Genomic DNA, 24502 nt, shown 5'->3' with positions numbered 1-24502 from the left:
ATTTATCTTGCAGTTTCAGGTACGATAAAAGAAACAAACTGATGATCGGAGTCAACACCCATGCAAACCGAAGCCCTTCCCCTGCTCGAAGCCGGTGAATACGCCGGCGGCATCTGGTATTATGAGCCCCACACCTACCAGCCTTACCGCTATGTGCTGGGCCGGGTGGGCCGCCGCCCGCTGGTGTGCATCGGCATCAACCCCAGCACCGCCCAGCCCGGCGCGCTAGACCCCACCCTGAAAAGTGTGGAGCGCCTTGCCGCCGCCAACGGCTTTGACAGCTGGATCATGTTCAATGTCTACCCTCAGCGCGCCACCGACCCCAACGATATGGACCGGGTGCCGGACCGTGCCCTGTGTGAGGAGAACCTGCGCTGGCTGAAGGCCGTTCTGGCCGAGACGGAGCCCACCATGTGGGCCGCCTGGGGCACCCTGATCGAAAAGCGGGATTACCTGCCCGGCCTGATGCGGGAGATGGTGGCCCTGACGCGGGAGCGGGATATCCCGTGGGTCACCTTCGGCAAGCGCAGCAAGAAGGGCCACCCCCACCATCCGCTCTACCTGCGCAAGGATTCCACCCCGGAACCCTTTGATGTGGAAAACTATCTGGATACCTGCTTTTGAGCCGTGCATCCTATTTGTTAAAATCTGACCCGATGCGGAGGGATCATTTTGACCGCAGAACACTATCACGCCCTGCGGGGCTGGTTTGAGGCACATCCCCTTGCCCGGCGCTGCGTCGTGACGCTGGACCGCTGGCTGCCGCTGATTCCATTTGTCTGCTACCCGGTGCTGCTGTGCCTGCTGAATGTGCAGCTGTTCCGACTGTTTTCCGGCAAAGCGGGCGGCGCGCCGGACTTCATGATGGAGATCGCGCGCTCGGTCTTCGTGCCGGGGCTCACCTTCTGGGGCGGCACCCTGCTGCGCGACAAGCTCAACTGCCCCCGCCCCTATGAGCAGCCCGGCTTTGAACCGCTGGTGCACAAGGAGACCCACGGCCATTCTTTCCCCTCCCGCCACGCACTGAGCGCCGCCGTGCTCTCCATGGTGTGGATGCGCTTTTACCCCATGGTGGGCTGGGTGATGGTGGGCATCACGGCGCTGATCTGCCTCATGCGCGTGCTCACCGGTGTGCACTACCCGCGGGATGTGCTCTGCGGCGCAGCACTGGGCTTTGCGCTGGGCTACGCCGGCATGTGGCTGCTGTGACAGAACGCTGCAGCGCTGTTTTGGCGGCCGTGCAAAAAAGAAAAAAGATTTTTCGATTTTTTCCTTGACAGAACCGGGTCCTTATGGTATTATACTTCTCGCAGCGTGTGCCGACACACGACTGCCGCCATAATGGAACCCAATGGGATAACAACGTGCGCCCGTAGCTCAGGTGGATAGAGCAACTGCCTTCTAAGCAGTGGGCCGGGGGTTCGAGTCCCTTCGGGCGCATCTATGTGGTGCCCATAGCGTAGTCGGTTAACGCGCCAGATTGTGGATCTGGAGACCGTGGGTTCGAGTCCCACTGGGCACCCCACCAAAAAGTCCGCTGTTTTCAACAGTGGACTTTTTTTGTTGGTTGGGTGCCCAGTGGGGCTCGAACAGCACGGCCTTGCCAAAGGCAAGGCAATCAACAGCCCAGTGGGCTGTTGATTAGCCCGCGGGTCCTGATCTTCAGGAATCTATAAATAGGGAGTCTCCCCGCTGATGCTTTTCAACAGCGGACTTTTTTTGTTGGTGGGGTGCCCAGTGGGGCTCGAACAGCACGGCCTTGCCAAAGGCAAGGCAATCAACAGCCCAGCGAGACTCTCAAACTCATTTTCCCCGTTCGAAACCGCAAACAAAAAGCATGTGCGAAGCACATCGGCCGGAATGGCCGTTCGTGCCCCGCACATGCTTTTTTCATTTTGTGTCTGCCGCGTTTCTCAGCGCTTCATCTGCTGCAAGATCTGCGCGATCTCCGCATTGGAGTAGCCCTCCCGCTGCAGCGCACCGGTAATGCTGCTGTCGCTCCTGCCCTGGCTGCGCATCAGCATGGCCGTGTAGGGCACAGCAACGCTGCCGTTTCTGCTGCCCGTGTTGCTCGTGCTGCCCAAACCCGCACCGGTATAGGTGCTGCTGCCGGTGCCCGCGCTGCTCGTGCCGGAGCTGCCTGCTCTGCTGCCGGAAGCGCTGCCGCCCGCCTGGCTGGCCTTCTGGGCGGCGGTGGACTTTTTCAGGTTCCACTCGCCCAGCGCGATGTTCAGCTTCTGGTTGGTGACGTCGTTGTTGAACTGCTGCTGGTTGAGTTTGTCCCGATATTCCCGCTCGTTGAACTCGTTTTCGTAAAGCTGCTGGTTCTGCTTGTCCTGATACTGTTTCTCCTGCATCTGCTGGTTCCACTGGTTATCCGCGCGGCTGGCCTCATACTGGCGGTTGCCGGAGTAGATGTTGTAGCCGGTGTTCAGCAGGCCGCTGAGCATGGAGCCGAGGCCCGTGGTGCCGCTGAGCGCGATCTGCACCACATCCCCCAGGAAGCCCAGCACGCTCATCACGTTGTTGAACCGCTGCTGGCGCTGGGCCGCCTGCTGCTGTTCCTGCGCCGAATAGTAGTCATGCAGGGTACCCAGCTGGCTCAGATAATCCTGATACTGGCCGTAATCCTGGGCGTAGGCGCTGTTGTAAGCATTGCCCTTCTGCTCCAGCTGGGTGTAGTAATCCGCCAGCTGGTCGTTGTAAAGGTTCTGGGCAGCCTGTTCGCTGCCGGTCAGCTGGTCCAGCTGGGTCACCAGATCGTTGCCGCCGCTTTCGTAGGTATCCAGCGCCAGGCTGTACAGCGTCGGGATGGCGTTGTTCAGCGCCCCGATCTGCTGCTGGTAGGCCTGCTGGGCCACGCTGGCAGCGTAGCTGGAGCCGTAGCCGCCGGTCAGTGCCGCAGCCTGCGCAGCAGCGTCGGCGCTGGCGTTGCGGGCGTTCTGCAGGTAGGTCTGCTCATACTGGCGGTAGAGCGGGTCCTGCGTGTAGCTGTACTGGAAGCTCTGGCGCTGCAGCAGCTGGTCCAGCAGCTGGTCGATCTTCTCCTGGTAATTACTCTGGTAGTCCTTCGGGCGGTTCGCCTGCCACTCCTTCAGTGCCTGCGCCGCGTCGGTGACCGACTGCCCGGGCTTGTAGCTGGCATTTGTCAGCGCATCCTCCACATCCTTGCGGCTGTTCAGCCCTGCGGCAGAGTAGCCGTCGGACGCATTCGCCGTGCCCTCGGCCCCGGCCTGCGCCTGCACGGCATCCAGCGTCTGTTCCTCTTTCTTTTTGTCTGCCATAACTTCTCCTTTCTGTTATAAGCCCTGCAGCTTTGTGCGCAAATCGTCGGACATGTTTTCCGTGTCCAGATTGGTCAGCACATACTGCAGCTGTTCCTGCATCTGGTAAAGATAGCTGCGCAGAGCCCGGGCGTCCTCGGGGTCCATGTTCTCGCCCAGCTTCGGCAGACCGATCTTGCTGATGCCCATCACGCTTGCCATTCGTCATACCTCCTGTTTCATTCTGTGATGCCGCCTTTGGCAGCGGCCAGTGTCTTTGCCATGCTGCGCAGGGTGATCTGCCCGGTGCCGCGCAGCCGCAGCCGCAGCGTGCCGTGCCGCCGGGGCACAAAGGGCAGATCGTAGCTGCGGCGGCTGCCCTGAGCGCACAGGCTGGCCACCGTCTCCCATGGGCCGCCGTCGTAGCTGGCAGCCACCTCCACGGTGCTGGCGCACCCGGCGTCCAGCCGCAGGGTCAGCCGGGAGAGGTAGCGGTCCTCGGCCCCGTCCAGCCCGATGTCGCCGGTGGTCAGCTCAAAGTGCAGCGCTTCCTCCACGCCGTCGGTGCTCTGCCAGTCGCGTTCCCGGCTGGGGTCTGCCGCCCACAGCGCCTGCCCGTCCCAGAGGTAGAGCTGCCCGCCGGTGCTGGCCATCTCGTAAGAGCAGACGTCCTCCTCACTCCACAGGCTGCGCTCGGTGTCATAGACCAGCAGCCGGGCCCGGTCACCGCCCGCTTCCGCGCGGGAAACGTGCAGATAGTAGCGGCCGTCCAGCGCACCGCCCACCGCCTGCTGCACATTGGCAAGGCGGCCTGCGTCCAGCACGCCGGAAACTTTTGTGGGGATGCTGCCGTCCCAGGCCATCACGCCGTCCGGCGAGAGGTAATAAAGCGTCTCGTTCAGCACGCACAGGCTGCGGGCCGCATTTTTTGCCACGCCCCGGCAGTGCAGCGAGGTGAGCTGAAAATCTGAAGGCTTCGAGCCGTAGAGCTTGTGCAGCGTGTTCTCTTTGAAGAACAGTGCATAGCCCATGCAGGTGGCCGCGCCTGTGAACGCCCCGTCGCTGCCCACGGTGACGGCATAGCTGTCCGCCGCGATGCCCCGGTAGCTGAACCAGTTGGTGGGGTCACCCAGGCGGCAGGCGTAGATGACGTTTTCCTTGCTGCTACAGCCCCACACCCGGTTGTCGCACTCGGTGATGTAATCGAGGTCCGGCACCCGGCGCTCCATGCGCACCGTGCTTTCCAGCGGGATGCTGCGCGTCTCGCTGCCGTCCAGGCTGGTCCACAGCGCACTGTCTGCACCCTGCACCAGCGTGCCGTAAAAGCAGTCGCCGCCCGGCGTCACCCGCACCCGCAGGGCATTTTCTTCCACGTCGTACACCACAAGGTCGCCGTCCAGTTCTTCCCACATGCCAGCCTGCTTCGCGGCGGTGCCCGCCACGGTCACAGTGTCCCACTGGGCAAACAGCTCCTGCGCGCCCGCCGCCGTGATACGGCAATATTCCAGCGGGATGGCCGTCCAGCTGCCGGAAACGGTGCTGTACACTTCCAGCGTGCCGGTGCTGCTCCAGGGGTGTGCCTCATCCTCCACCTTTAAAAAGAGCTGCCCGTCTGCGGGGTCTTCCGGTTCCTCTTTGCCGTACCCGCTCACTTCGTAGGTCTTGCCTTCGGCGTCGCAGGGCGCGAACTGCACGCTCTGGCCGTCGGCCTGCCATGCGGCCCCCAGCGGCTGCACACTGCCGTCGGCGGTGTCAAAGGCCGTTTTGTCCGGGAAGATGAGGATCTTCGTGCCGATGCCCACCAGTGCCTTGCGGCTGTCGGCCACGGCGTCCGTGCAGGTCACGGTGTCGCCGCCGCTGTCCGGCGTGTACACAAGGTCCCGGCCGCAGACGGTCAGCAGCCCGTTCAGGTGGTACATGCCGTTCAGCCCGGTCAGGGCCCGGAGTTTGCGGCGGGGTTTGCGGGTGCTCAGCGCCGGGAAGTCCCGGGCCGAAAAGTTCAGCCCCGCGCTGTACTCGGCCTCCGAGCAGGCGTAGGTCTCGTTCAGCCCGCCGAACACCCGCACCAAACTGCGGCTGTTCGCGAGCTTCGTCCGGTTCGCAAGAACCATGTTCTCACCTCCCTCACCAGCGCCACGGGCTGCCCGGGCGCACCGGGTAGCTGCGCCGCAGCCACGCCGCCAGCTCAGCCAGCAGGCTGTTGTACTGGGCCTGCTCTCCGGCATAGCGGTCGGTCTCGCCCAGAGCCGCGTCGGTCATGGCGCACAGATAATGCGGATACATTGCATCAAAGGGTTCCGGTGCCAGCAGCACATCCTCGTCCTGCAGGCCGTCGTCCCAGGCAAGGTCCGCCCCCACCTCGTCGTAAGCGTCTGTGATGCTGTTCTTGAAAAAGCGCTGGCGCAGCATGGCATCTGCTTCCTTCAGCCATGCGCAGCGGGTCGCGCGGGCAATGCGGCTGCCCGGGCGCAGTTCTTCGGCGCGTTCCAGCGCCTGTCCCACGGTCATAGGTTCACACTCCTTTTTTATAAGGAAAGCCCGGCCGGGCCAAGTTTCCCAGCCGGGCTTCCGGTTTGCGTTCGATTTGCCGGGCGGTTTACTGCGCGGTGTTTTCTGCCGCCGCAATGCGGGCAGCAGTCAGCTCGTCCTGCATCTGGCTGTGCTCCAGCACTTCGGCCACCTCGGGCGGCACTTCCACTTCCACGCCGCGGCGGATCTTATAGTTCACGCCGTTGACACTCACGAACAGGTCGCCCTTGTAGCGGCTGTTGTCCTTGAACAGCCGGATGCGCACGTTTTTCGTTTCAGTCATGGTTCACACCTCCTCAGTTGGCGGCAGCGGTGGCGGAATAGCTGGACGCGCTCTCGATGCGCACCATGTACTGCTCCACCAGACGCTCGGCGGCGCGCATGCCCTTCCAGCCCACGGAAGCGCGCTGATTCAGCGGGTCATCGCCGTAGCCCAGCTGCTTGACGATGTGTTCCAGGCCGCCGCCCTCCAGTTCGGTGACGCCGTAGGCGTGGGCACCCAGCACCAGCGTGCCGAACACCGCCAGACCGGTGGGACAGGTATCGTCCTTCCAGATCTTCGCCTCGCTGGTCTCGATGAAGCGGATGTTGCCCAGCTTGCCGATCTCGCCGCGGAACATGGTCTCGGGGTCAGCGTACTTGTGCACCTCAATGAACTCCTTGCTGGTCTTGAGGTCGTAAGCGGCATAGGGGTGGATGATGGCGATGTAGCTGTCGCCGATGGGGTCCGCGTTCATGGCACCCAGCTGTGCTGCCGCCTGGAAGAACAGCTTCGGGGTCAGGGTGCAGGTCTTGTCCAGCGCCTTGCGGCTGGCCACGGCGGTCTCAGTGCCGTCGGAAGACAGCTTGGGCGCATAGATGACGTTGGTGCCGCCCGCCAGCACATCGCGGGTGATGCTGTCCAGCGTGCGGCCCGCCTGGCTTGCCAGCACGCGGGTTGCCTGCACCACGTTGTTGTCGATGGCGGTCATCTGCAGCACATCGGTCAGCGGGGTCCAGCCGCCGTACTGGTGCAGGTCGCTGGTAATGGTGGTCACGTTCAGGGCCTGGCCGTTGGGGGTCACACCCTCGGTCAGCGGGGTGGACGCCTTGGGCAGGCTGTCGTACTTGCGGAACTCGATGGTCTTGCCGCCGTTCTGCGGCACCGGGTAGTAATCGGCGAACTGGTCGTGCACCAGACGCGGCTCGGCCTGGTCGATGAGACGCTTCTCGTAGAAGGTCTTCATCTCGGGCGACATGGTGGCGGTGGTGTTCTGGTTCTCGGCGAACAGCTGGATGTTGAAATCGTTGAAATTCTGGTTCATAGTCGTTTCCTTTCCTTTTTCTAAAACTGCTTTCACAATACGATCTGTGCCCCGTGGAGCACGCGGCGCTCCAGCGCTTCCCGCTGAGCGCGGGTCATGCTGGCCACATCCGGGCGGATGGTGGCCGCGCCGCCGGGCCGGATGCCGTTCTCGGCAGGCCGTGCAGCCCGCTGCTGGATGCGCTCCACGACCCCCTGCTCCACGGTCTGGGCGGCCGTGCGCAGACTTTCGTCATAGTGGGCCAGCCGGTAGGCGTCCTGCACCCGCATCCCGGGCAGCTGCATCAGGCGGCGCATCTCCGGGTTCTGCAGCTCCTGTTTCAGGCTGAAATCCGGTTGGCTGCGGCGCAGGGCAGCTTCTTCTGCGGCCCAGCGGGCATGCAGGCCGCGCACCGTGTTCTGTGCCATCGCGGGCAGATGCGGCAGCAGCGGCGGGTTCCGGTCCGGGCGCGGTGCGGGCGGTTCTGGCTGCGTCGGTCCGGGCAGATGCTCGGGCGGTGTTTCCGGTGCCTGCGGCACGGCGGGTGCTTCCGCCCCGCCGGGCTTCATGGTACCGGACGCCACCGCCTGCCGGGTCTGCGCTTCGCTCAGGGCCGGGGCTGTGGGGGCGGCACCGCCGTCCTCACTGGCAAAGAGCTGCAGGTCCATCATACCCTGTTCGCCCCGGCGGCTCACATCCGCAAAGCGGACATTCTCCGGGTAGCGCTCGGCCAGCAGCACAAAGCAGGCTTTTGCCAGCTCAAAGGCCCCCTGCACCCACTCGGCACAGGGTGCATCAGCCTGCACGGCCAGACGCGGACCATCCGGTTCGTCAAAGGCATCGCTGTGGGTGTTTTCCTCCCCGGCCAGCAGATACACCAGCCCCTGCATCACGGTGCTGGCCCCGGCGCAGACGATGTCCTGCCCGGCGGGCGCATAACCCGCGTGACCGGCGGCTTCCAACCGGCAGCTCAGCCCGGCAGGAGTGTCCATCTCACTGTAAACGATCTTCATCATAGTTCTCACCTCCTTCTCTTACGTCAGATCCATAGCTTTTGCGGCGGCAGCGGTGGGCAGGGCGCTGCCCAGCCCGGCAAGCTTCGTGCCTGCGGCCTTGCCGCCTTTCTGCGTGAACGCGCTGCTCACGCTGCGGGTCAGGCCCCCGGCGGTGTTTTGGCCGCCGCCCTGCATCTCGATCACTGCCGCCATCTGCACCATCTGATTCTGCATCTGCGCCAGCTTCTGGGCAAGGGTGCCGTTCTGCTGCACCCGCTGGCGCACCTTTTCGACGCCCTCAAAGTCCATCATATCCAGCGCGGCGAGGGCGGCGTCGGCGTTTTCCGGCTTGAAAAAGCCCAGCTGGTAACACTCCTTCGCGGTCTCATTCTGTGAAAGGCGGCTGAAGGTGCTCTTTTTTGCCGCGCTCACCACAATGTCAAAGATAGGCTCCCGGCTGCCCAGCTCCACCCCGCCCAGCGACCTGCCGGGCACGGGGCGCAGTGCGGCCGCCGAGAAGGGCACGAACTGGTTTTCGCCCCCTGCCCCCACGATGCGGAACACCCGCTGCTCGTCGTAGAACTGGCGCATCAGCTCAATGATGAGGTAACACTGCTTTGCAAAGGCGCGGTAGGCGCTCTTGAGCATGTCGCGGCTGAGCTTCGAGCCTGCCTCCTGCAGGGCCGCGATGGCACTGGCCGCCGTCACACCGCCAGCCGTGCCGCCCTGGGTCAGGTCGCGGTTGCCGCTGATCTCCTTCAGCTCCTCGATGCGGCTCTGGCGGTAGCTCAGGCTGTTACCCTGCAGTCCGGCCGTCTGCAGCGGGCGGAAGCTGTCGTCGTTCAGCCGGCCCGCCACATGGACGATGTCCCGGCTGAAGTCGGCCAGTTCTTCCTCGTTCACGCCCGCCGTGTCGCTGAGCACATACCGTTGCTTGGCTGAGAGCAGTACGTTCTCGTCCATGGCATGGTTCATCTTGTCGATGGCGGTCTGGCAGTCCTTCATCACGTCGATGTAGCCAAAGCCCGCCGGGCTGTCCTCCTCCACAAACAGCGGGTCGAACACGAAGGGATACTGCCCGTGGTCGTAGAGGCCACGGCCAGCCAGGGCCGGGTCGTTCTGGCTGGCGTAGAGCACCACCCCGTTGCAGAACTTACAGTAGTGCAGCACCATGCGGCCATTTTCATCCGGGCGTTTATAATACCAGTCCACCACGACGCTCTTGGTGCTGGTGTCCTGCCCGGCATCGTGGATGTAACGGGGCACGTCCAGCACGCTGGCGGTGCGGCCTTTCAGCTGCGGGTACTGCGCACACAGCCGGGCGGTGTCCTCCAGGCTCAGGCTGAAAAAGTCCGGCGAAGACTGGATGTCCTCCACACCCGGCTCCCAGTAGAGCATCAGCAGGTTGACACTGCGCACCGCAATGTCGCCGATGCCACCCCGTGCCGCCGCGTCCCAGAAGATGCCGGTGACCCCGGTGCCCTGTTTGAGCTTGCGCCACCAGCCGTCGCTGTACACCTTCTCGTAGTCGGCCTGCTCCAGCACCACCGGCAGCACGCTGGAAAGCGCCCGCGCCGTCTCCTCGTCGTCGGCCGCCCGGGGCAGCACGTTGGGTTCCGGGTAGTTGTCCATGGCGTCGGCGTGCTTGTTGGCGATGCTGTTGAACAGCCACCCGCTGGAAGGCTGGGCCTTGCCAGGCATCATGGGGTTCTGGTAATTTTTCCAGTGCCCCATGCGGAACCACAATTCGTTATCCACAATGCGCTTGTCCAGTGCCGCCTTTCCGGCCTTGTAGCGCTGCAAAGTCTGCATCGCCTCGGCCACCTGTGCTTCGCCCACCGGCAAAGCTTCATTCTCGTATTCGTCCATCGCGTTTCTCCTTTTCATCTTTATAAGCTCGCCCCTTCGGGAGCGCTGCCTGAGAGGTTCAAATTCGGTAAAATCTTGCCCGCTTGTGCAGTTCCAGCGGGTCGTCGGGCATGGGCGGTGCCGCACAGCGCACCGGCGGGCTGATGGGGTTTTCCATCAGCACATAGCGGCACTCGTCGTAAATGTGGTCCTCCTGCCGGGTGTCGATGTCCTCCACGTTGCTTTCGTCGTATACGAGGTTCGGGATGGTGCGGATAAAGTGCTTGCAGGTGTTGAATACCTGCAGCATGGGTCTGCCGTCGGTGTCAAAGTTCAGCCGGTAGTGGAACTGCATCTTGCCCGCAAGGCGGGTGTGGTCGCCGGGCGACCAGTGCAGAAAGTTCGGGCTGCGTTCCATCATGGCGGCGATGCTCTCGCCCCGGCTCTCGTCGAAGATGGCCGGGTCGGCGATGCCGTGAATGGCCCGCCCACGCAGCAGCGGGTCGTTCTGTTCTGCTTCCCGGATGCGGCGGGCCTGCTCCACCGGGTCGATGCGCAGGCCCTCGTTGGGGCGGCCGGTGCAGCCGTACAGCTCCTTGATGCGGTAGAGCCGCCCCTCCTCGTCGGCGGCATACCACCCCACCGAGAAAGGCTTCGAGAAGCCGAAGTCGAACCCGCGGTAGATGGCCCAGTGCTTCGGGATGGCGAAGGGTGCGATAACGTGGGTCCAGCGCTGGTCCTGGTAATGGGCCGGGTCGTTGCGCCACTCAGTGAACACCTGCCCGGAAAAGCTGTCCCAGCTGCCGTAGAGCAGGGCCTGCTTTTCCGCTTCCGGCAGGCTGGCAAGGCTGGCCAGATATCCCGGGTCGTTGGCCAGCAGGGCGGGGTTATCGAAGATGCTGGACGGGATGAACACCCGCGCCCTTTGCAGCTTCTGCTCGGTGCCGTCCGGGCACTTCACCGTATATTCCTCGGTGATGGGCGTGCCGGGCGGGGCGGGCGTGATGAACCGCGCCTTCACCCACCCGTGGCCGATGCCGCCGGGGTTGGTGGTGGCCCGCATGTACACCCGGGTGCCCGGGCCGGTGGGGCGGTTGCGGCTCATCATGTAGCTGTACTCCTCCCACTCAAAGTGGGTCAGCTCGTCGAAGCCGATGAAGTCGAAGGCTTTGCCCTGATAGTTCGTGCGGTCTTTTGTGTACTGCATGGAGCCAAAGTAAATTTTGGCCCCGCTGGGGAAGGTCCACACATGGGCCGTGGCGTTGTACTGTGCCTTCGGGAAGGCCCTGCGGTAGTACATCTGGCTCTTGTCCACCAGGTCCGAAAGCTGCGGGTAGGTCTTGCGCAGGATCAGCGCCCGGTAGTGTGGGATGTCCACCTGCCGCAGCGCTTCCACGATCAGCGCGTCGCTCTTGCCGCCGCCGGCTGCCCCGCCGTACAGTGCTTCCGGCTCCGGGCGGCGCATGAATTCGGCCTGCCGGGGCTGGGGCCGCCACACCACCGGCGTTCTGTTTTCTGCTGTGTTCATATCTCCTCCTCCACCTGCGGCAGCAGCACCACGCCGCACTCGGCCCCTTCGGTCTGGGTGCCCTGCTCGTTCAGGGTCTTTGCCACAGCGGCCAGATCTTTCAATACGGCGGTGGCCTCCTTCAGTCCCTTCATGGTGCCCGGGTCCGCCGTGCCTTCCCTCTTTGCGGCTTTCTGGCGGTCGTTCAGCTCCCGCACCTGCTGTGCCAGCAGGGTGCTCAGGGTGTCGGTGGCGCGGCCGAGGCTCGCCAGGCCTCTTGCCTGTTTTGTCTGCCCCATCGTGTTCAGGTCATCTCCTTTCCGGCGTTCCGCCTGTCCATGGCAAAAGGATACCACCCTTTCCCGCATCCCGACAGGGTGTACTTTTTCGGGCCCACAGAGTATTTTTTCACAGCCATTATTCAGTTTGTATAAAATCAGCTCATTTTTTATCATCTGTCATCGCTGTTTTTTGAAAAGCGTTGATTTTTGCAAAGAAAAAAACGTGCAGTAATTTTCCCGCCCGGGCAAAATTTCCTGCACGCTCTCTATAGTCATACTCATTTGCGAAATTTGGACAAAAAATGAAAAAACTGTGTTTTTTTCGTGGACAACGCCCCTTCAAACATGCTACAATAGGTACTGTTCTTCCCGCTGTTTCCCACTGGCGGGATATTTTATTTGGAATCAGGAGGTTCTTCATGTTAGAAAATGTCTTTCATCTGAAAGAAAACCACACCGATGTCAAGACCGAGATCATGGCTGGTATCACCACCTTCATGACCATGGCCTACATCCTTGCGGTCAACCCCAACATCCTGTCCGCTTCGGGCATGGACTCCGAGGCTGTTCTGATCGCCACCGCACTGGCATCCTTCGTCGGCACTGCCCTGATGGCTCTGCTGGCCAACTACCCCTTCGCCCTGGCTCCCGGCATGGGCCTGAACGCCTACTTCTCCTACACGGTCGTCCTGACCATGGGCTACAGCTGGCAGCTGGCCCTGATGGCCGTCTTTGTGGAAGGCATCATCTTCATCGTGCTGTCTCTCACCAATGTGCGTGAGGGCATCTTCAACGCCATTCCCATGACCCTGAAAAGCGCCGTCAGCGTGGGCATCGGCCTGTTCGTTGCTTTCGTCGGTCTGCAGAACGCAAAGCTGATCGTCAACAGCGATTCCACCCTGGTCACCTACCAGCACTTCAAGGGCGAGACCTTCCACAGCGTTGGCGTGGGCGCCATCCTGGCCCTGATCGGCGTGGTCATCACCGCTATCCTGCTGGTCAAGCGCGTCAAGGGCGGTATCCTGTACGGCATCCTCATCACCTGGGTGCTGGGCATCCTCTGCGAGCTCACCGGCCTTTACGTCCCGAACCCGGATGCCGGCATGTACTCCGTCATCCCCACCGCCTTCGTCAGCTTTGACTTCTCCGCCCTGGGCAAGACCTTTGGTCAGGTGTTCAAGACCGACTTCTCGGGCTTTGATTTCCTGAACTTCTTCGCCGTCATGTTCTCCTTCCTGTTCGTGGACCTGTTCGACACCCTGGGCACCCTGATCGGCGTGGCTTCCAAGGCCGACATGCTGGATGAGGACGGCAAGCTGCCCCACATCAAGGGCGCACTGCTGGCGGACTCCATCGCCACCTGCGCCGGTGCCGTTCTGGGCACCTCCACCACCACCACCTTCGTGGAGAGCGCTTCCGGCGTTACCGAGGGCGGCCGCACCGGTCTGACCGCTATGACCACCGGTGTGCTGTTCCTGCTGGCCACCATCTTCAGCCCGCTGTTCCTCACCATCCCGTCCTTTGCAACGGCTCCGGCCCTGATCATCGTGGGTTTCTACATGATGGGTTCTGCCGTCAAGATCGACTTCAATGATCCCAGCGAGGGCATCCCTGCCTTCCTGACCATCCTGGCCATGCCCACTGCTTACAGCATCTCTGAGGGTATCGCCATCGGCGTCATCTCCTGGACCCTCATCAATGTGATCACCGGCAAGGCCAAGGAGAAGAAGATCAGCCCGCTCATGTACGTGCTGACCGTGCTGTTCATCCTGAAGTACGTCTTCCTCTAAGCCGCTGATTTTATTGCACACAAAAAGCTCCCGTCCGATGGACGGGAGCTTTTTGCGCTGTTTATGATCTTAAATAGCCTCCGCGTTCGCTCTGGCTATCTTCAGCGGAAGCATTCTTTTTTATTCGCGTTTGTCGCGGCCCCGACGTTTGTCAGGGCAAAGCCCTTCCATCTGCTAACGCAGACCACTCGCCTGCTTAAAAGCCCCACTGGGGCTTTTATTGCTATGCAACCGCAGGGCCGCTCCAAACGACTTTTCACGATAGGAATTATTTGTGTCTCGGGTGGATATGGATCTCCGGGATGGCTACGTTATCGTAATGGATGGGCTTGTCCGCCGCAGGCGTCCCGTCCGCATCCGCGTGATGCGCCACCTTGCCGGTGTGCACCTCCGGCACAGCCACAGTTTCCTCCTCGTGGTCATGGGGCTGTTTTTTCCACAGCTTCTGCTGCAGCCACATTTTCAGATGGTGATAAAGCGACATTGCACGTCTCCTTTCCCGGTGCGGCTCCCCGCCCGGACCGCCAGATGCACTCTCAGATAAAATTGATGAACACCGTAATGACCAGGCTGTTCAGGAAGTCCGCAAACAGACTGCCCACCAGCGGGATCAGCAGATAGGCTTTGACCGAGGGTGAATACCGGTCGCAGATGGCCTGCATGTTGGCCATGGCGTTGGGCGTTGCGCCCATACCGAAGCCGCAGGTACCGGACACGATGACCGCCGCGTCATAGTCGCGTCCCATCACGTTGAACACCACCAGCGTCACATACAGGATCATGAACAGGGTCTGGCCCGCCAGCAGCACGATCAGCGGCAGGGCCAGCTCTGCCAGCTGCCACAGCTTCAGGGTGATCATGGCCATGCCCAGGAACAGCGACAGACAGATGCCGCCGATGTCGTTGATCTCGCCCATATACACGGTGTAGCCGCCGCCGTATTCGCCCACATTGCGGATAAACGCCGCCGCGATCATGGCACCGATATAGATGGGGAAGGTCATGCCCGTCAGGCTCAGCACCTTGGAAAGCACCGTGCCGATGCCCATGGCGATGATGAGCTGGAAGCTTGCCGCCGGGTACATGGTGGTGTGGCGCTCGTGCTTGATCTCCTCCTCCACCAGCAGGCTGTCGTCTTCGGGCACCACGGTGGCCAGCAGGTTGTGCCGCTCAATGAGCATCTTGCCCAGCGGGCCGCCCATCATGCTGCCCGCGATCAGGCCGTAGGTGGCCGCTGCGGTGCACAGGGTGGTTGCGCCCTGAATGCCGAAGTCTTCCAGCACCGGGCCGAAGGCACCGGCCGTGCCGTGGCCGCCCACCATGGGGATGGAGCCGGTGCACAGGCCCACCAGAGCATCCACGCCCAGCAGCTTCGCCAGCCCCACCGCGATAAAGTTCTGGCTGACGATCAGCACGATGACCACGCCCAGAAACACGATCATAGCCCTGCCGCCGCTTTTCAGCACCTTGAGGTTTGCCTGGAAGCCCACCGAGGTGAAGAACATCACCATGCAGACTTCCTTCAGTGTGTCGTCAAATGCAAACTCGGCCACGCCGGTCACATAGCACACGCAGGTGAAAACGGCGAACAGCACGCCGCCAATGACGGGTGCCGGGATGCAGAACCGCTCCAGCAGCCGCACCCGTTCCCGCAGGAACTTGCCCAGCATCAGCACCAGCACGGCAATGGCCAGCGTCTGATACATATCCAATTCGATCTTCATTCTTCGCTTTCCCTCTGTTCCCGGCCGCTCAATCGACCGTAATTCCCGCCGCCTTATAGTAAGCGGCCGCACCCGCGTGGAACGGGATGCCAACGCCCTCTACAGCATCCTGTTCCGCGTCCAGCGGAATGCCAAGCTGTTCTTCCATACCCTCCCGGCCGGAGAACAGCAGCTCGGTCAATTTCTGCACCTGCTTTGCGGGCAGCTCGTCGCTGGCCAGCAGAACGGCTTTCACGCCCACGGTCTGCACATCCGTGTCCTGGCCGGGATACGTACCTGCCGGCAGCGTGACCGCACTGTAGGCGCTGTAAGCGCTCGTCAGACGCTGGGCTGCCGCACCGTCCACATTCAGCAGACGGATGCCGCACTCCCCGGCAAGCTCGGTCAGCACCGGGCTGGGTGCGCCTGCTGTGATAAAGATGGCATCCACCTTGCCCGCTTTCAGCTGGGCGGCAGCGTCCTCATAGTTCAGGTTCACGGTGTCCACCAGCTTGTCGTTCAGGCCGTAGGCCGCCAGAATTTGCAGTGCGTTCTGCTCCGAGCCGGATTCCTCCGCACCGATGCTCACGGTCTTGCCCTGCAGGTCTTCCACGGACTGGATGTCCGCGTCTGCCCGCACCACGATCTGGCAGGCCTCGGTGTACAGCGCCGCCACCGCGCCAAAGCCGCGAGTCTCCTCCTCATCGGCAAAAATGCCGGTCTGGTCGTAGGCGTCCTGCGCAAGGTCCCCCTGTGCAATGGCCAGCTGCAGGTATTCGCCGGTCAGCAGGCGCAGATTTGCCGCCGAACCGGCCGTGGTCTTGAGCTCCACGGTACCGTTGTCCGTCTCGTTTTCCAGTGCGGCATACAATTCGCCAAAGGCGTGGTACACACCGCCCTCACCGGCCACGCCGAAACGCAGCCGTTTCGCCGTCTGTGCCGACGCACATCCGTTCAGCAGCAGCACTGCCAGCAATGTCCCGGCCAGCGCCGCTGCAAACCATTTCTTTTTCATTCGTTTTCCACTCCTCTCCCTGCCGCCGCAATGCGGCAGAGCTGTCAGGATAAATTATACGCATATTGCAGATGAAATGCAATCACTTCCCGCAAATCGGCAGCAAAGAAAAAGAAGGAGCGGCAAAACGGCCAAGGCCATTTTACCGCTCCACCCGAAAAGCGCTTCACCCTCCAAACAGCCCAAAGAAGCTGGTGTGGGTCACGCCCAGCACAAGGAACAGTGCGATCAGCGCAAACAGCACCCCGATGATGATATCCATCTGGTGCACTGTCAGCGGGAATTTATCGTACATTTTCTCCTTCGCGTTCACAAAGTTCTTGTCGCCGTTGTCCAGCAGGCTCTTTTTGCCCGCTTCAAGATCGGCCTTCCGGCCTGCCAGTTCAGCCTGCTCCTGCGCAAGCTTTGCCTCCCGTGCGGCGAGGGCGGCCTCGCGCCGGGCCAGTTCTTCCTCGCGCTGCTCCGGGGTCTGTGTCTGCTGTGCCATCCTGCACCTCCTGATGGTGTTTTCTTTTATGATACCACACGATCATGAACAAATAAACCAAAAAGCGGGCTGCCCGCCCGAAAGCAGACAGCCCGCCGGAAAGAGGTCTTACTTCTTTGCCAGGTACTTGCGGATATCGATGGCCACAGCCACGATGATGACAAGGCCCTGCACGATGTAGGTGTAAGAGGAGTTGACGTTCATGAACTGCAGAGCGACCTTCATCAGCTCAAAGACCAGAACGCCCACCAGAACGCCGGGCACGGTGCCGACGCCGCCGGTGGTGGAAACACCGCCGATGGTGCAGGCTGCGATGGCGTCCAGCTCATAGCCCTGTGCGGTGTTGACGGATGCGCCGCCGGACTTTGCAGCCAGCAGGCAGCCTGCCAGACCGAACATGCAGGAAGCCAGGATGTAGATGCGGATCTTGGTGGCGTTGACGTTGACACCGGCCACCTCAGCAGCAGCTTCGTTGCCGCCGATGGCGTACATGTACTTGCCGTGACGGGTCTTGTTGTACAGGAACCAGAAGCACGCGGCCACGATAAGAGCGATCCAGATCAGCACAGGGACAGCCAGAATGGTGTTGGATGCCAGAGAGGTGAAGTTCTTGTTCAGGGAGCCGATGGGGGTACCGCCGGTGTACACCAGGCAGATACCGTAGACCACCTGCTGCATGCCCAGGGTTGCGATGAAGGGCTGCACCTTCAGGTAGCTGACCACCAGACCGTTGCACAGGCCGATGATGGCGCAGATGGCGATGACCAGGATGAACACCACCGGGGTGGGCAGGGTGTGCATGTTGGGGTAGAACTTACCGGCTGCGCCCTCGGTCTGCGCAAAGATGCAGGCCAGGCAGGCGGCAAAACCAGCCAGACGACCGGCCGACAGGTCGTTGCCGGTGGTGATCAGGCAGCCGGAAATACCCAGTGCGATGATGTAGCGGATGGACACGTTCTTGAACAGGTTGATCATGTTCGTGCCTGAGAAGAAGTTGGGATGCATGATGCCGACGATCAGGGACACGGCCAGCATCATCACGATAATGGCGTTGTTGCTGAACCATTTGGCCACAGCCTTGCCATTCAATTTTTTGGTAGCTTCCACGATAGACAGCCTCCTTATTTACTGATTCGCCGCAGCGGTGGGTGCGGTCTCGAACTGGGTGGCCAGAGCCATGATGTTTTCCTGGGTGGCGTCCTTGCCGTCGATAAAGCCGGTGATGCGGCCATCGCACATGACCATGACGCGGTTGGACATGCCAATGATCTCGCTCATTTCCGAGGAGATCATGATGATGCTCTTGCCCTGCTTTGCCAGCTCGGCGATGATACAGTAAATTTCATACTTTGCACCAACGTCGATGCCGCGGGTGGGCTCGTCCAGAATGAGCACATCGGGGTTGTTGGCCAGCCACCGGGCGATCAGCACCTTCTGCTGGTTGCCGCCGGAAAGGCTCTTGATCTGGGTCTTGGGGCTGGGCACCTTGATGGCCATCTTTTCCTTGTTGGTGGCCACCAGATCCAGGATCTTCTTGTTGTCCAGCATGATGGGGCCCTTGCGCAGGGCGTCCAGCGAAGCGATGGAGATGTTGTCGGCTACGCTCAGCACACCCATGATGCCGGTGGCGCGGCGGTCCTCGGTCAGCAGAGCCACGCTCTTCCGGATGGCGTCGCGGGGCTGCTTGATGGTGACCTCTTCGCCCTTGATCCACACCTTGCCGGAGGTGTGGGCACGCAGGCCGAAGATGCCTTCCATCAGTTCGGTACGCTGGGCACCCACCAGACCGGCCACGCCCAGGATCTCGCCCTTGTGGATCTCGAAGCTGCAGTGGCGGAAGGAACGCGGGTGGATGGAAGTGAAGTCCTCCACCTTCATCATCACTTCGTCGGAGGGGTGGTTCTCCAGCGGGGGATACAGGTTGGACAGCTCACGGCCGACCATCTTTGCGATGATCTGCTCCTTGGTCATGTCCGCCACTTCCCACTTGCCGATGTACTGGCCATCGCGCATGATGGTGACTTCGTCGGCGATGACCTTGATCTCGTCCATCTTATGGCTGATGTAGACCAGTGCGACGCCCAGAGCCTTCAGCTCCCGCATGATGCGGAACAGGGATTCCACTTCGTTTGCGGTCAGGGAGGAAGTGGGCTCGTCCAGGATCAGCACCTTGCAGTTTGCGGAAACGGCCTTGGCGATTTCCACCATCTGCATCTGAGCGATGCTCAGGGAGCCGAGCTTTGCATGGGGGTTGATGTCCAGCTTCAGCTTCTTGAGCAGCTCCTCGGTGTCCTTGTACATTTTGGGGTGATCCACCACGGTGATGGGGCCATAGCTCTTGGTGGGGTAGCGCCCCAGCCAGATGTTCTCGGCCACGGTACGGGCCGGGATGGGCTGCAGCTCCTGATGCACCATGGCAATGCCGCGGTTCAGTGCATCCAACGGGGTGGGGATGGTGACTTTTTCGCCTTCGTATTCGATCTCGCCCTCGTCCATCTTGTAAATGCCGAACATACATTTCATCAATGTGGACTTACCGGCGCCGTTTTCACCCATCAGCGCCATGACCTTGCCCGGGCGAAGCTCCAGCTGTGCGTGATCCAGCGCTTTGACGCCGGGGAAGGTCTTGACCACGCCTTTCATTACCAGACGGTATTCTGACATTCCGCAGAAGCCTCCTTTTCTTTTTTCAGGCCGCAGAAAAACCTTTTTTCAAAACAAGGCGCGTGCGCGGAGAAATTTTCTCGCACGCACGCGCTTTATAGCTTTGTTCAAGCTGTCAAGGTCCACTGCGCACCTTGCATTTGCGATCGGGGAACTTTGGTCTTACTTCACATACTCAGAAGCGTTGTCCTTGGTGACCTTGACGTAGTCGACCCAGTAGTACTGCTCAACAGCGGAGCCTTCGACGTACAGCTTGGCAGCCTCGGCAGCTGCAGTAGCCTGACCCACGTCATCGTTCAGAACGGTACCGGTCATGTTGCCATCCAGAACGTCCTGAACAGCCTCGGCCAGTGCATCGACGCCGACCAGATAGATGTCCTTGCCGACAGTACGGCCAGCCTGCTGGATGGACTGCAGAGCGCCCAGTGCCATTGCGTCGTTGTTGCAGAAGACGACTTCGATCTGATCGCCGTACTGAGACAGAGCGTTTGCAACGTCCTGCTGAGCGGTGGTCTGGTCCCAGTTGTCCAGGTACTCGTACAGGCAGTTCACCTTCTTGCCGGCATCTTCCAGAGCCTTGATGGAGTACTCGGTGCGGTACTGTGCATCAATGTTCTCGGGGTCGCCCTTGCACATGATGTAGGTGATCACGCCGTCGCCGTTGATATCGCCCTGGGTCTCGGTCTCCAGGATCAGCTCGCCCTGGTAAGTACCGGACTGACGTGCGTCAGCACCGACGTAGCAGCACTTGTCTGCGTAAGAATCCAGAACGCTCTTGTCGGGCTCACGGTTGATGAACACGATGGGAGTGCCGGAAGGAGAAACGGTGTCCACGATGGTCTGTGCGGAAGTGGTCTGCACGGGGTTGATGATCAGGACATCGACACCCTGCTGCAGGAAGGTGTTGATCTGCTCGGTCTGGGTGTTCTGGTCATTCTTGCCGTCCATGATGGTGACAGCATAGCCCATGTCCTTCAGGTAGCCTTCCAGATCGGCACGGTACAGGGTCATAAAGTTATCAGCAAACTGATAGATGCACACGCCGACGGTAGCGGAGCCGTTGGTGGCAGCAGCAGAAGCAGCGGTGGAAGAAGCCACGCTGGATGCAGCAGTGCTGGAGGAAGAGCCGCCGCAGGCGGTCATGGCGGCGGCAGCGCCGACAACAGCAGAAGCCTTCAGGAAGTCACGACGAGAAATCATTTTCATAATAGTGTTCTCCTTCAATCGTATACAGCATTTTCTACAGGCGTAATTGTCGCACACACCTGTAATTCCTGTGTGTATTATACCTTCGCACAGGGCAAAATGACAAGAGAACAAGTTCACAAGATTGAAGGAAATATTTTGTGAGGTTTCAACAAAAGGAAGCCTACTCTGACAAAAGCTTTTCTTGAAGCATCACAATTTTTCATGCTTTTGCAACCAACAGACAAATGTGCCGGAAACGTGTCAGAATTCTTGCAAAAGGATTACAAATTGTTGCATTTCCGGGTTCGGCGCTTTGAGGTCTGCCTTGTGTTTTTTGAAAAGTTTTTTCAGGAATACATAAAAAGAAAACTCCCCGTGCCGCGTTTGCGGGCGCAGGGAGTTCGTTCTTTGCGTTTTTACAGTTTCAGCAGTGCCTTTGCAATGTTGAAATACACCAGCAGCGTGGTGGTATCCACGATGGTGGTGATCAGGGGCGAAGCCATCACGGCGGGGTCCACATGCAGCTTTTCGGCCACCACCGGCAGGATGCCGCCGATCAGTTGCGAGAGCAGGATGGTGCAGATCAGGGTCAGGCACACCACCAGCGCCACCGGGGCCGCCACGCGGTCCAGCAGCAGCATCTTGGCAAAGTTGCACACGGCCAGCGTGCCGCCGCACAGCAGTGCCACGCGGCTCTCACGCCACAGGATGCGGGGCAGGTCGCGGGGGCGGATATCGCCCACGGCCATGCCGCGGATGATGGTGGAGGTGCTCTGGCTGCCCGCGTTGCCGCCTGCGTCGGTCAGCATGGGGATGTAGGCGGTCAGCACGGTCACAGCGGCCAGTGCATCTTCATAGCCCCGGATGACCAGGCTGGAGAAGGTGGCGCTGATCATCAGAAACAGCAGCCACGGTGCGCGGCTCTTGTACAGGTCCCACATGCTCTGCTTGAAGTAGGGCTTATCGGACGGGCCGATTGCGTTCATCTTGGCGATATCCTCGCTGGCCTCGTCCTGCAGGATGCTGATGGCGTCGTCAATGGTCACGATGCCCACCAGCCGGTTCTCGGCATCCACCACCGGGATGGCCAGGAAGCCGTACTTCTCGAACAGATTGGAGACATCCTCCTGGTCGGTGGTGGTGCCCACGCTGACCACATTGGTGTCCATCAGGCTGCGGATGGGCTCTGCGGTGTCCTTGGCCAGCACCAGCGCCCGCAGCGACACCACGCCGATCAGCTTGCGGCTGCCGTCGGTGACGTAGCAGTTGTTGATGGTCTCCTTATCAAAGCCGTTCTTGCGGATAGCATCCATGGCCTGCGCCACGGTCATGTCCGGCCGCAGCTCCATGAACTCGGTGGTCATCACGCCGCCGGCGGAGTCCTCGGGGTACTTGAGCAGTTCGTTGATCATGCGGCGGGTGGCCGGGTCTGCCTGGCCCAGGATGCGCTTGACCACGTTGGCCGGCATTTCCTCCACAAGGTCGGTGGCATCGTCCACGAACAGCTCGTCCACCACGGCCTTCAGCTCGGTGTCCGTCAGCCCGTCGATGAGCTTTTGCTGGGTCTCGGGCGTCAGTTCGGTGAACACGTCTGCCGCCAGGTCCTTCGGGCACAGGCGGAACAGCACCGGGAGCTTCTCGGCGGGCAGGTCTTCAAACACGGCGGCCAGGTCCGGCGCGGGCAGGGTCTCCATCACGTCCCGCAGGCTCTGGTACTTTTTGGCGTCATCCAGGTTCGCCAGCATGGTCTTCAGGGTGTTGATTGAAATTTCAGACATAAAAAGCTGCCTCCTTTTTTCCAGGCGGCAGCTTGAATCATCTACGCAGGGGAACACGAACACACGCCGTGCGCGTTCACGCACAGCAGGGCCATTTCCCGGCATTTCCAAAGGCTGCCGTCTGGTTCACTGATCGGGGATATAACGTGCTGCTACTACCGGCAGGTTCCATGACGACCACCTCGTTTCTGTGTTGTGAAAAGCATTTCAGTGTTTTCCGCCCATTACTTTACCACGGCTTTTGCACCGCGTCAACCCCGTGCCGAAAATTTTTCCGGTTCTTTACAAAAAGCAAAAGCGCCCGACGATATTTTTCGTATCATCAGGCACTTTTGTGGTTTTTCAGGGATTATTCGGCGGCCGTATCAAACAGGCCCTTCTGCTTTGCCTTTTCCCAGGTCAGGCAGACGCGCAGTTTGCTCACCGGGAAAGCCGGGTGGAACTTCTGCTCATCTTCGTTGGTGTCGTCCTTCAGCAGTTCCTGCTCCACGGCCCAGCGGGCGGCCTTCTGAGCGTCGGTGTCCTCAGCGCTGATATCGCTGTAGAGGGCCGTGCTCTCTGGCTCCGGCTTGCCTGCGCGCTCCCACAGCAGCTTTGCAAGGGCAAGACGGTTCGTGGGCATGGCCACGTCGTCCATCTGGGTGATGCGGTACAGGCCGGTGCCCACTTCGTAAGCACCCACAGCCGCGATGCCTCCAATGACCACACCGGCCGCGATATCGCCGCCGTAGTCGGTATCGCTGGGTCCAATCGGGTCAATGGGGTCCTCCTTAAAGTTTGCCTTCACTTCCACATCCTTATTCGGCATGGTGAAGCTCACCTTGGCGGGGTCGTTTGCGTCCGGAGTCAGGAAGGTGCTCGGGTCTTTCTCAACACCATCCACCGTCACCGTCCAGCCGGTGAAGTGCTCGTTGGCTTCCGGCTCCCTGCGCGTTGCTGTTACAGTATCGCCCATAGCAGCTTCGGGCTTATCCACAGTGCAGTCTACAGGCGTGATATTATACGGAATATTGCTATAATACGGTTCCACCTTAACATTATAGGCGGGCATGGTCAGAGTTGCAGTGGTTTCAGTGCCATTCTTCAGCAGCTTTGCAAGCTCTGTCGAGCTGGTAATTTCCGTCTCGGTGCCGTTTTCCACTTTATACAGTTTCCAACCGGCGAATGCCTTACCTTCGGGGTCGTTTCCAGCGATCAAAGCCACTTCAGTGCCTGCGGCTACAGGTGCATTCAGCACTTCGTCCTCAAGTTCTGCGGTAACATTCTCACCGGTGGTCACAGTGTACATCGGGCGCACATAGCCGCAGGTGTTGCAGTCAATGTCTTTTGCGTTGGTGTAGATATGGGGGCCTTCGGCCTCCTGGTCTGCCGTCAGGCCCGGGCAGTTTGCGGTGGTGCACACCTTCCAGTGTTCGGTGCCGTCATGTTTCCACTGGTAGTTGTGCCAATGCACATCCAGCGTAACAGGAAAATTAAACCCATCATCTTCGACTTCGTAATTATAAGTAACTGTAGTGCTGTTCGCTTTCAAAATCCATGTTGCCGGGTCAACCGTACCGCCTTTCCAGCTGCCGGTGGTAACGCCATCTAACTCAAATTTCCCCGGCAGCTGATGCAGATCATATGTCCGATCGTCGTTCGCCAGAATTTGGTAGCGTTGGGAACCAACCTGCAAATCCCCGATTTGGGGGTTGTTTCTCAAATCCAGCGATGTCAGGCAATTATTCTTGCACCGCAACCACGACAAGCTTTTATTTTCCCTTAAATCCAGAACTGTCAACTTGTTGTTGTTGCAATTCAAGCTTCTAAGTTTTGTGTTTTTGTTCAAATTTAATGACTTCAAACTGTTGTTATAGCATATCAACCGCCCCAGTTCCGGGTTTTCACTCACGTCCAGTTCCGTTAAATTATTGTCACCGCACAATAGGTCGGTCAACTTCGAAAAGTATTTGAGTCCCTGCAGGCTTGTGCATCCGCTATTGTTTATCCTAATTTCCTTAACGGCATTTCTTTCCGTTTGGTTCAGCGCACCATCTTTATCTTTGTCAAAATTATCTGCTACATATTGTCTAAATGCTCCATCCGGGAAGTTTGTCGCATCAATAGCAACAGCGTCTTCCTCCGCCTGCGTGCTCACTGCACTTTCTGTGCTGGCCGCAGCCGGTGCCGCT

The 24502-nt window shown here is 60.3% G+C and carries 23 protein-coding genes and 2 tRNA genes; 5 read left to right on the top strand and 20 right to left on the bottom strand.

Annotated elements, in window-relative coordinates:
• Positions 1 to 60: 60 nt before the first annotated feature.
• The 4 genes from CGS49_RS08810 to CGS49_RS08795 all read left to right on the top strand — a co-directional run bounded on the left by CGS49_RS08810 (position 61) and on the right by CGS49_RS08795 (position 1525).
• Complete coding sequence (locus CGS49_RS08810) at positions 61 to 624, top strand: DUF1643 domain-containing protein (RefSeq protein ID WP_097801476.1); 564 nt, start codon at positions 61 to 63, stop codon at positions 622 to 624.
• Positions 625 to 672: 48 nt separating this feature from the next.
• Positions 673 to 1209, top strand: a complete 537-nt coding sequence (locus tag CGS49_RS08805; RefSeq protein ID WP_097801475.1) for a phosphatase PAP2 family protein — start codon at positions 673 to 675, stop codon at positions 1207 to 1209.
• Positions 1210 to 1366: 157 nt separating this feature from the next.
• A tRNA-Arg gene (locus CGS49_RS08800) sits at positions 1367 to 1440 on the top strand.
• Positions 1441 to 1448: 8 nt separating this feature from the next.
• Positions 1449 to 1525, top strand: a tRNA-His gene (locus CGS49_RS08795).
• 388 nt (positions 1526 to 1913) lie between these two features.
• On the opposite strand, the gene CGS49_RS08790 is transcribed toward CGS49_RS08795, so the two are convergent.
• The 11 genes from CGS49_RS08790 to CGS49_RS14030 form a co-directional block, all read right to left on the bottom strand.
• Positions 1914 to 3284, bottom strand: a complete 1371-nt coding sequence (locus CGS49_RS08790) for a cell envelope biogenesis protein TolA (protein ID WP_097801474.1) — start codon at positions 3282 to 3284, stop codon at positions 1914 to 1916.
• Between the two features lie 15 nt (positions 3285 to 3299).
• Positions 3300 to 3485, bottom strand: coding sequence for a hypothetical protein (locus tag CGS49_RS08785; protein WP_097801473.1), 186 nt, complete (start codon positions 3483 to 3485; stop codon positions 3300 to 3302).
• A 17-nt stretch (positions 3486 to 3502) separates the two neighbouring features.
• A complete protein-coding gene (locus tag CGS49_RS08780; protein ID WP_097801472.1) occupies positions 3503 to 5374 on the bottom strand; it encodes a hypothetical protein in 1872 nt (623 codons plus the stop codon).
• A gap of 13 nt (positions 5375 to 5387) precedes the next feature.
• A complete protein-coding gene (locus CGS49_RS08775) occupies positions 5388 to 5771 on the bottom strand; it encodes a hypothetical protein (protein ID WP_097801471.1) in 384 nt (127 codons plus the stop codon).
• Between the two features lie 88 nt (positions 5772 to 5859).
• Positions 5860 to 6075: a hypothetical protein gene (locus tag CGS49_RS08770; RefSeq protein WP_097801470.1), complete on the bottom strand. Its 216-nt coding sequence runs from the start codon at positions 6073 to 6075 to the stop codon at positions 5860 to 5862.
• A gap of 13 nt (positions 6076 to 6088) precedes the next feature.
• A complete protein-coding gene (locus CGS49_RS08765) occupies positions 6089 to 7096 on the bottom strand; it encodes a N4-gp56 family major capsid protein (RefSeq protein ID WP_097801469.1) in 1008 nt (335 codons plus the stop codon).
• Between the two features lie 32 nt (positions 7097 to 7128).
• Positions 7129 to 8091: a ribosomal-processing cysteine protease Prp gene (locus CGS49_RS08760; protein ID WP_097801468.1), complete on the bottom strand. Its 963-nt coding sequence runs from the start codon at positions 8089 to 8091 to the stop codon at positions 7129 to 7131.
• Positions 8092 to 8109: 18 nt separating this feature from the next.
• Positions 8110 to 9939, bottom strand: a complete 1830-nt coding sequence (locus CGS49_RS08755; RefSeq protein ID WP_097801467.1) for a portal protein — start codon at positions 9937 to 9939, stop codon at positions 8110 to 8112.
• Between the two features lie 58 nt (positions 9940 to 9997).
• Positions 9998 to 11446: a terminase large subunit domain-containing protein gene (locus CGS49_RS08750; RefSeq protein WP_097801466.1), complete on the bottom strand. Its 1449-nt coding sequence runs from the start codon at positions 11444 to 11446 to the stop codon at positions 9998 to 10000.
• Positions 11443 to 11724 carry a chemotaxis protein gene (locus CGS49_RS08745; protein WP_097801465.1) on the bottom strand — a complete coding sequence of 94 codons (282 nt, stop codon included), beginning with the start codon at positions 11722 to 11724 and terminating at the stop codon, positions 11443 to 11445. Before CGS49_RS08745 ends, CGS49_RS08750 begins: the two co-directional genes overlap by 4 nt.
• Before the next feature lie 142 nt (positions 11725 to 11866).
• Positions 11867 to 12127, bottom strand: a complete 261-nt coding sequence (locus CGS49_RS14030) for a hypothetical protein (protein ID WP_143405842.1) — start codon at positions 12125 to 12127, stop codon at positions 11867 to 11869.
• On the opposite strand from CGS49_RS14030, the gene CGS49_RS08740 reads away from it, so the two are divergent.
• The gene (locus tag CGS49_RS08740; protein ID WP_097801464.1) at positions 12126 to 13496 is read left to right on the top strand and encodes an NCS2 family permease; all 1371 of its coding nucleotides are present in this window, start codon (positions 12126 to 12128) and stop codon (positions 13494 to 13496) included. The two genes, CGS49_RS14030 and CGS49_RS08740, sit on opposite strands and share 2 nt — an antisense overlap.
• Positions 13497 to 13764: 268 nt before the next feature.
• Here the strand turns inward: CGS49_RS08740 and CGS49_RS08735 are convergent, their stop codons facing one another.
• From CGS49_RS08735 to CGS49_RS08695, 9 genes are all read right to left on the bottom strand, one after another.
• Positions 13765 to 13980: a hypothetical protein gene (locus CGS49_RS08735; RefSeq protein ID WP_097801463.1), complete on the bottom strand. Its 216-nt coding sequence runs from the start codon at positions 13978 to 13980 to the stop codon at positions 13765 to 13767.
• A 52-nt stretch (positions 13981 to 14032) separates the two neighbouring features.
• A complete protein-coding gene (gltS, locus tag CGS49_RS08730) occupies positions 14033 to 15220 on the bottom strand; it encodes a sodium/glutamate symporter (RefSeq protein WP_097801462.1) in 1188 nt (395 codons plus the stop codon).
• 28 nt (positions 15221 to 15248) lie between these two features.
• On the bottom strand, positions 15249 to 16214 hold the full coding sequence (locus CGS49_RS08725) for a TAXI family TRAP transporter solute-binding subunit (protein ID WP_097801461.1): 966 nt from the start codon (positions 16212 to 16214) through the stop codon (positions 15249 to 15251).
• 166 nt (positions 16215 to 16380) lie between these two features.
• Entirely contained in the window at positions 16381 to 16701 is a 321-nt protein-coding gene (locus CGS49_RS08720) for a hypothetical protein (protein WP_097801460.1), read from the bottom strand.
• Between the two features lie 108 nt (positions 16702 to 16809).
• Positions 16810 to 17808 carry an ABC transporter permease subunit gene (locus tag CGS49_RS08715; protein WP_097801459.1) on the bottom strand — a complete coding sequence of 333 codons (999 nt, stop codon included), beginning with the start codon at positions 17806 to 17808 and terminating at the stop codon, positions 16810 to 16812.
• An 18-nt stretch (positions 17809 to 17826) separates the two neighbouring features.
• Positions 17827 to 19365, bottom strand: a complete 1539-nt coding sequence (locus CGS49_RS08710; protein ID WP_097801458.1) for a sugar ABC transporter ATP-binding protein — start codon at positions 19363 to 19365, stop codon at positions 17827 to 17829.
• A gap of 162 nt (positions 19366 to 19527) precedes the next feature.
• Complete coding sequence (locus tag CGS49_RS08705; RefSeq protein ID WP_097801457.1) at positions 19528 to 20571, bottom strand: galactose ABC transporter substrate-binding protein; 1044 nt, start codon at positions 20569 to 20571, stop codon at positions 19528 to 19530.
• A 398-nt stretch (positions 20572 to 20969) separates the two neighbouring features.
• Positions 20970 to 22331, bottom strand: coding sequence for a magnesium transporter (gene mgtE, locus CGS49_RS08700; protein WP_097801456.1), 1362 nt, complete (start codon positions 22329 to 22331; stop codon positions 20970 to 20972).
• Positions 22332 to 22680: 349 nt separating this feature from the next.
• Complete coding sequence (locus CGS49_RS08695; protein WP_179859059.1) at positions 22681 to 23862, bottom strand: InlB B-repeat-containing protein; 1182 nt, start codon at positions 23860 to 23862, stop codon at positions 22681 to 22683.
• Positions 23863 to 24502 lie beyond the last annotated feature (640 nt).

It is taken from the genome of Faecalibacterium langellae (genome assembly GCF_002549775.1).
Taxonomy (GTDB): domain Bacteria; phylum Bacillota; class Clostridia; order Oscillospirales; family Ruminococcaceae; genus Faecalibacterium; species Faecalibacterium langellae.
Note: the sequence above shows the minus strand (reverse complement) of the source record. Positions and strands in the feature narration are given on the sequence as shown.

Bases quoted from the DNA above. Each gene is read 5' to 3' on its own strand.
- CGS49_RS08810 (WP_097801476.1), top strand. From the start codon at position 61: ATGCAAACCGAAGCCCTTCCCCTGCTCGAAGCCGGTGAATACGCCGGC.
- CGS49_RS08790 (WP_097801474.1), bottom strand. From the start codon at position 3,284: ATGGCAGACAAAAAGAAAGAGGAACAGACGCTGGATGCCGTGCAGGCG.
- CGS49_RS08785 (WP_097801473.1), bottom strand. From the start codon at position 3,485: ATGGCAAGCGTGATGGGCATCAGCAAGATCGGTCTGCCGAAGCTGGGC.
- CGS49_RS08780 (WP_097801472.1), bottom strand. From the start codon at position 5,374: ATGGTTCTTGCGAACCGGACGAAGCTCGCGAACAGCCGCAGTTTGGTG.
- CGS49_RS08775 (WP_097801471.1), bottom strand. From the start codon at position 5,771: ATGACCGTGGGACAGGCGCTGGAACGCGCCGAAGAACTGCGCCCGGGC.
- CGS49_RS08770 (WP_097801470.1), bottom strand. From the start codon at position 6,075: ATGACTGAAACGAAAAACGTGCGCATCCGGCTGTTCAAGGACAACAGC.
- CGS49_RS08765 (WP_097801469.1), bottom strand. From the start codon at position 7,096: ATGAACCAGAATTTCAACGATTTCAACATCCAGCTGTTCGCCGAGAAC.
- CGS49_RS08760 (WP_097801468.1), bottom strand. From the start codon at position 8,091: ATGATGAAGATCGTTTACAGTGAGATGGACACTCCTGCCGGGCTGAGC.
- CGS49_RS08755 (WP_097801467.1), bottom strand. From the start codon at position 9,939: ATGGACGAATACGAGAATGAAGCTTTGCCGGTGGGCGAAGCACAGGTG.
- CGS49_RS08750 (WP_097801466.1), bottom strand. From the start codon at position 11,446: ATGAACACAGCAGAAAACAGAACGCCGGTGGTGTGGCGGCCCCAGCCC.
- CGS49_RS08745 (WP_097801465.1), bottom strand. From the start codon at position 11,724: ATGGGGCAGACAAAACAGGCAAGAGGCCTGGCGAGCCTCGGCCGCGCC.
- CGS49_RS08740 (WP_097801464.1), top strand. From the start codon at position 12,126: ATGTTAGAAAATGTCTTTCATCTGAAAGAAAACCACACCGATGTCAAG.
- CGS49_RS14030 (WP_143405842.1), bottom strand. From the start codon at position 12,127: ATGAAGAACCTCCTGATTCCAAATAAAATATCCCGCCAGTGGGAAACA.
- CGS49_RS08735 (WP_097801463.1), bottom strand. From the start codon at position 13,980: ATGTCGCTTTATCACCATCTGAAAATGTGGCTGCAGCAGAAGCTGTGG.
- gltS (WP_097801462.1), bottom strand. From the start codon at position 15,220: ATGAAGATCGAATTGGATATGTATCAGACGCTGGCCATTGCCGTGCTG.
- CGS49_RS08725 (WP_097801461.1), bottom strand. From the start codon at position 16,214: ATGAAAAAGAAATGGTTTGCAGCGGCGCTGGCCGGGACATTGCTGGCA.
- CGS49_RS08720 (WP_097801460.1), bottom strand. From the start codon at position 16,701: ATGGCACAGCAGACACAGACCCCGGAGCAGCGCGAGGAAGAACTGGCC.
- CGS49_RS08710 (WP_097801458.1), bottom strand. From the start codon at position 19,365: ATGTCAGAATACCGTCTGGTAATGAAAGGCGTGGTCAAGACCTTCCCC.
- CGS49_RS08705 (WP_097801457.1), bottom strand. From the start codon at position 20,571: ATGAAAATGATTTCTCGTCGTGACTTCCTGAAGGCTTCTGCTGTTGTC.
- mgtE (WP_097801456.1), bottom strand. From the start codon at position 22,331: ATGTCTGAAATTTCAATCAACACCCTGAAGACCATGCTGGCGAACCTG.